At 42.0% G+C, this 5,336-nt stretch carries 6 protein-coding genes and 1 pseudogene; all 7 read right to left on the bottom strand.

What is annotated here, in order from left to right:
• Nucleotides 1-1,313 (bottom strand): hypothetical protein (locus D6D85_RS10470; RefSeq protein ID WP_133308315.1); only part of this gene is annotated, 1,313 nt, incomplete at its 3' end.
• Between the two features lies 1 nt (nt 1,314).
• Nucleotides 1,315-3,069 carry a glycoside hydrolase family 99-like domain-containing protein gene (locus D6D85_RS10465; RefSeq protein WP_125671986.1) on the bottom strand — a complete coding sequence of 585 codons (1,755 nt, stop codon included), beginning with the start codon at nt 3,067-3,069 and terminating at the stop codon, nt 1,315-1,317.
• Between the two features lie 5 nt (nt 3,070-3,074).
• Nucleotides 3,075-3,338: a ribbon-helix-helix domain-containing protein gene (locus D6D85_RS10460; RefSeq protein ID WP_125671985.1), complete on the bottom strand. Its 264-nt coding sequence runs from the start codon at nt 3,336-3,338 to the stop codon at nt 3,075-3,077.
• 41 nt (nt 3,339-3,379) lie between these two features.
• Complete coding sequence (locus D6D85_RS10455; RefSeq protein WP_237558825.1) at nt 3,380-3,622, bottom strand: DUF433 domain-containing protein; 243 nt, start codon at nt 3,620-3,622, stop codon at nt 3,380-3,382.
• 694 nt (nt 3,623-4,316) lie between these two features.
• Nucleotides 4,317-4,586 (bottom strand): annotated as a pseudogene (locus D6D85_RS17070) (phosphorylase family protein); the annotation flags it as partial.
• 40 nt (nt 4,587-4,626) lie between these two features.
• A complete protein-coding gene (locus D6D85_RS17065; protein ID WP_125671983.1) occupies nt 4,627-4,887 on the bottom strand; it encodes a phosphorylase family protein in 261 nt (86 codons plus the stop codon).
• 261 nt (nt 4,888-5,148) lie between these two features.
• A partial coding sequence (locus D6D85_RS10440; RefSeq protein WP_125671982.1) for a DUF365 domain-containing protein occupies nt 5,149-5,336 on the bottom strand: 188 nt, incomplete at its 5' end.

Raw genomic sequence — 5,336 nt, 5'->3', positions numbered from 1 at the left:
ATTTCACCAATTATATAAATATCTTTATTACTTCCAACTTTTTCAAAAGCGTCTTTTATATTACCTTCTTTTGATTGATACGCATGCGTACTCCAAGTAACTATAACCGGCTTTCCGTCAATTTTCCAATAGTTTGGCAAAGATGTGTAATTTGAAATTAAATCTTCAACAGCTTTAACAAACGCTTCTTTCACCTCCGGGTTATCAAAATTATATGGAGGGGGTTTTCCAGTTTCGTCAAGGAACGTACTACAGAAGCTAAATTTTATTTGGTTAAATAAATCAGCTTCCATGTTTTTCTTAAACGTCTTTTCAAGCCCGATAAATGCTATTTTTGGATTATGATAAGGATATGGAAATAAAAAAACATTTATTCCATGCCCTGTGGCCCAATCAACATGTTTGTTAAAAACTATGTTATCGTCAGAATAATATAAACCTAATAATGGTTTATCAGGCAAATCTTTTGGTATACCCTGTCCAGGAGTATACCAATTATAGTAATGAGCTGCTACTATTATTCCTTTGTCATACAATTCTTTTCCTAAATTTTCAAACTGTCTTATATAAGGTGTTTTTACTTCTACTATTTTTTCATTTCCAGCAAGGTCTTTTACTAAAGCAACTATTTTGTACTCTCTCCCACCAACAATGTCTTTTATTGGAACTGAAAACTTTTCTTCCAAACTGTCAAACTTTCCATCAACAGGATTTAAAACAAGAACTCTTTCCTTATCTGGTGGGAAAACTTTCGGATAGTTCTCTGGCCTCATTCCATATTTTTCGATCATGTATGTATACTCAACAGGAATGAATCGAAGCTCAGCATAGGCTATCGGACTTTTGTCATCCCTAGCTATGAATGTCACATTAATATCGTAAATTTTATCCAGATTTTCCCTTGTAGGATTCCAGCTCAGATTATCTATCGAAGGTAAGCTCGGATTTACGAATCTATCATCGAACAAATTCTTCTCAGTCTCATCAATCACGTTATCCGAGAGGATATTATCCAGAATCATATTTACCTCTTTTGAGCTTCTTTTATCCTGAGATAAGCTTGCGTATAAATCAACAAATTCTTTTGAGCTCTCATTGAAGTCAACATCCTTAAACCTTAACGCTTCTTTCTCAGGCAGCTTCTTCAAAGCATAAGCGAGGAGATAGTTGGGCTTATTGGGATCTGTTCCGTATTCTCTCTCCTTATAATCAGGGATTCCATCGTTATCCGAATCCCTGTTCATGTAGTAGATAGCTAGCGATGATAAAAGGATCAAGACAAGAATTAAAGCAATGAAAACAAGAGCTCTCAAGCTAACCACCTCTCAACACATCCTTTAGAATTTCCAAATAGGTAAAGCCATAGCTCTGTGCAGGTTCTATTTTCGTATCTTCAAACCATTCGTTGAACGAAGTGAGAAATAGTACCTTTGGATTAAAAGTCTTTTTGACTTCTTTTAAATATAATCTGAATCCTTCAGGAAGCCTGTGGATGGCGATGGACAATTTTCGCTTAGCTGTGTAGTTATATGTATCATTAAATCCAGGGCCTACTGAAGGAATAAAAAGTTTTCCATATTTCATACTTATATCCTTCCAAATTAACATTCTTTCGATTGTATATGGTACTGCGTCCTTCAAATTCATAGGATGCCTAAGCCATAATGGTAGTGGTACATAGTCATAAATTGCATCACTATTTCTTATTAATTCCCTTACGTCCGATTCGCTCCAAACAACTGGAACCTGAGATGTTATGTATAAATCTCTCCCAGTTGTAGAAAGAGAAAATTCCCTTATTTCTTTAATTGCTTTCTCGACATTATTATTTGAGGATAAATATCCGTGTGAACCCCATAAAACTATAACTGGCTTTCCTTCAATTTTCCAGTAATTTGGCAAAGATGCATAGTTAGAAATTAAATCCTTGATAGCTTTGACAAACTCCCCTCTCACAGTTTGGTTATCGAAATCCCAAGGTACTCCAGGAGGTATGCCGGTCTCATCTACAAATGTGCTTCCAAAAGTAAATTTTATTTGATTAAATAATTCAGCCTCCATATTTTTCCTAAATATTTTTTCTAGCCATGTAAATGCTATTCTTGGATTATGATATGGATATGGAAATACAAAAACATCAATTCCATGCCCAGTTGCCCAGTCAACATGCTTGTTAAAAACTATGTTGTCATCTGAATAATATAAACCCAATAACGGTTTATCTGGCAAATCCTTTGGTATATCGTACCCTTTAGTGTACCAATTGTAGTAAAAAGCGGCAATAATTATATTATCAGTTTTGGCGATGTTCTCAAACTGCCTTATGTATGGCGTTTTCATATCAGCAGTTCTCTCATTTCCAGCCGAATCCTTAACCAAGACGACTATTCTATACTCCCTTCCACCGACAATATCCTTTATAGGAACTGAGAATTTCTCCTCCAGACTATCAAATTTCCCATCAACTGGAGTCAGGACGAAATCCCTCTCCTTATCTGGTGGAAATACCTTGGGATAATCTTCTGGTCTTATCCCATATTTCTCAATCATGTATGTATACTCAACAGGAACAAAGCGAAGCTCGACATAAGCTATTGGTGTTTTATCGTCTTTAGCAACAAATGTCACATTAATATCGTAAATCTTATCCAAATTTTCCCTTGTTGGAGTCCAATTTAAGTTATCTATTGTAGGTAAGGTTGGATTGACAAATCTATCATCGAACAAATTCTTCTCGAGATCATCAATCCTGTTATCGGAGAGAATTTTATCCAGAAGCTCATTCACCTCCTTCGAGCTCCTCTTATCCTGCGGTAGACTTGCGTATAGGTCAACAAATCCCTTAGAGCTCTCATCGAAGTCAACATCCTTAAACTTTAAAGCCTCTTTCTCAGGCAGCTTTTTTAAAGCGTAAGCAAGAAGGTAGTTTAGCTTGTTCGGATCTGTTCCGTATTCCCTCTCCTTGAGATCAGATATTCCATCGTTATCCGAATCCCTGCTTATGTAATAAACAACTAGTGATGAAATAATCAAGACAAGAACCAAAGTGAGCAAAACAAGAGCCCTCAAGCCAATCACCTTCGCAGCATTTCCCTCTCCTCCAGAAGCTGTTGAGTTGCACCGCTCAGGTCTATAGGTATCCTGCCTTCCATCCTCTCGAGCTCGAAAAGCTTATCGACTGCTCTGAACACCTCAGATAAATGAGCTATCTCAATGCCAAGCTTGATAATTTCTCTTATTGCTTCGCTTCTCGATCTAAAAACTCCGTATTCAACAAGCTGATCTATCTGCTTCAGCTCCTGCTCCCTCAACCTCACGGGAATTACCTTAGTGCTCATTATGTATACTGATACGTATTGGTATATAAACTCTCAATAGTTCAGAAGCTTCTGCCGGAACTTCGAAGTCCAGGGAAATCGAGATGCGACCCTCTTGCGGCATATAGCAATACAGCGCGTATATCCTCAATGCTAATTCTGTAATCCTGAGAAATTTCCTCCGGACTCATTCCAGCGGCCAGTAGCTCCAGCACGAGATCGACTGTTATCCTAGTGCCGCGTATCACCGGCTTACCTGCCATGACCTGCGGATCGATGACTATCCTCTTGAGGAGCTCCTGCATCACCACGCATTTCTTATCGAACATAAAAACATGTCGTTCACCACGGGAGCTTTTGGAGTATGGATGCTCCCTAAAAGAGGTTCCCTGAGATTGGTCCTCATACTTCCCATCGGGAGGATCGGAGACCCCTTCTCTCATGCGAGGTGCCCATGCCCCGAGTCGAGAAGGGTTTATTACTTCCGCTGCGGAAGTAACTTTCGGTGCGAAAGTTGCTGTTCGACCCGAGACCGAAGGTGTCGAGGAGGGACCTGTACGACTTCGATGAGGAACTAGAGGCGTTATCTAAATACTTGAAAGAACTATAACGGTGGTTTCTGGGATAAGGAGGGATGGAAAACCTCTCTTGTGCTCACAGCTTTGAATGAGAGCGATAGGCCTTACGCATTCATAGACCTCAGGGGTTCCGCTCCCTGGAGGGAGCTCTACTCTTTGATCTAGAGGAGCTTAAGCGAGTTCGTCGAGAGGGCCTCTAGATGGGGTAAGGGAGAATTTCTCAAGCTCGTTTCTAGGTTAAGAGAGCTGCCAAGCTTCTCTAAGCTTTTATTATTCTCCTGCTCTGCGCCGAAAAGCGCGATAGGATGATTGGGACCAGTAGAGCACGAGCTGAAAGCCTTTACGCTCACTCGAAACTTATCTTAGAAGGTAGTGCAGTCATTTTCCTCGCCTACCAAGGGGATCCCTCGCTGCATAACTTTCAGCTCTTCGAGAGAGCCTCTAGAGCAGCCTTCAGCAGGACTTCCGCACTTTCCCTAACATATCTCTCGTGAAAGGCTGGGAACCATCCCCTCTCCGTCAGTATATCTGAAATCACCTGAGCTGAAGCAACTTCAACGCCTCTATATTTCGCGACAGCGAAAATTGCGGATGTCTCCATATCCACAGCCAAGACGCCGCTATCCCTGAATCTGCGGAACTTGCCCAAGGTCTCCCTGTAAACGCCGTCAGTGGACCAAACTGGGCCGACGAAGTGCCTTACCCATTCAAGCGCTCAATCAGCGTTTCCCTCAAGAAGACTCCACTTTCACTCCGGGCGGGAGGTAATGATAGGAGGTCCCCTCGTCGCGTACCGCCTCCATCACGACTATTATATCAGCCGGTTTCAGGAATTCCTGCAGGCCTCCGGCCAAGCCGACCTCGATGATCATCTTAGCTCCGCATGCAATTGCTTCCTCGAGTATGGCTGCTGCGGCAGGTGCTCCGATCGGGAAAAGGCCAACTCCTATTTCTACACCGTTGAATCGGCCGGTGCAGGATGGCTTCTCCATACATCCATTCTATGGGTTCGCCCTTGATAAGGCCCTTAGCACATTCAAATAAGCCTCTATCATATGTCAATAGCATCCGGGATCCTCAAGGAGTCTATTGAAACTCCCCTCCTCTCCGCGAAGTAGCGGATGGTATCGGAGGGGCTGAATAAGGGCTCGTCCTCCCTCAATTCCATCGGGAAATTCAGTGATCCCAAAATTTAAATACGTATTAGGGAACCCCCGAAATAAGGCATAGTGGAAGGCAGAAATTTCAGATAATTAGTGAGGCCTCATGTCCTCATACTCCTGCTTCGTTAAGTACTTCCCTCCCACTGTTATGAACCTCCTGGGCTTCACGACTCTATCGTATTTCTTTACGTCCTCGAGCTCTAGGACGAGGAAAGTGACGTCCCTGTAGGGGCCTCCGCTCCTCCTATCCTTGAGGGGCCTCGAGTAACTCCTAGCTT

The organism is Candidatus Methanodesulfokora washburnensis (genome assembly GCF_003947435.1).
GTDB classification, from domain to species: domain Archaea; phylum Korarchaeota; class Korarchaeia; order Korarchaeales; family Korarchaeaceae; genus Methanodesulfokora; species Methanodesulfokora washburnensis.
This window is presented reverse-complemented; position numbering and strand designations above follow the sequence as displayed.

Coding starts and splice junctions, on each gene's coding strand:
- D6D85_RS17065 (WP_125671983.1), bottom strand. CDS start 4,887: ATGGAGAAGCCATCCTGCACCGGCCGATTCAACGGTGTAGAAATAGGA.
- D6D85_RS10455 (WP_237558825.1), bottom strand. CDS start 3,622: ATGCAGGAGCTCCTCAAGAGGATAGTCATCGATCCGCAGGTCATGGCA.
- D6D85_RS10460 (WP_125671985.1), bottom strand. CDS start 3,338: ATGAGCACTAAGGTAATTCCCGTGAGGTTGAGGGAGCAGGAGCTGAAG.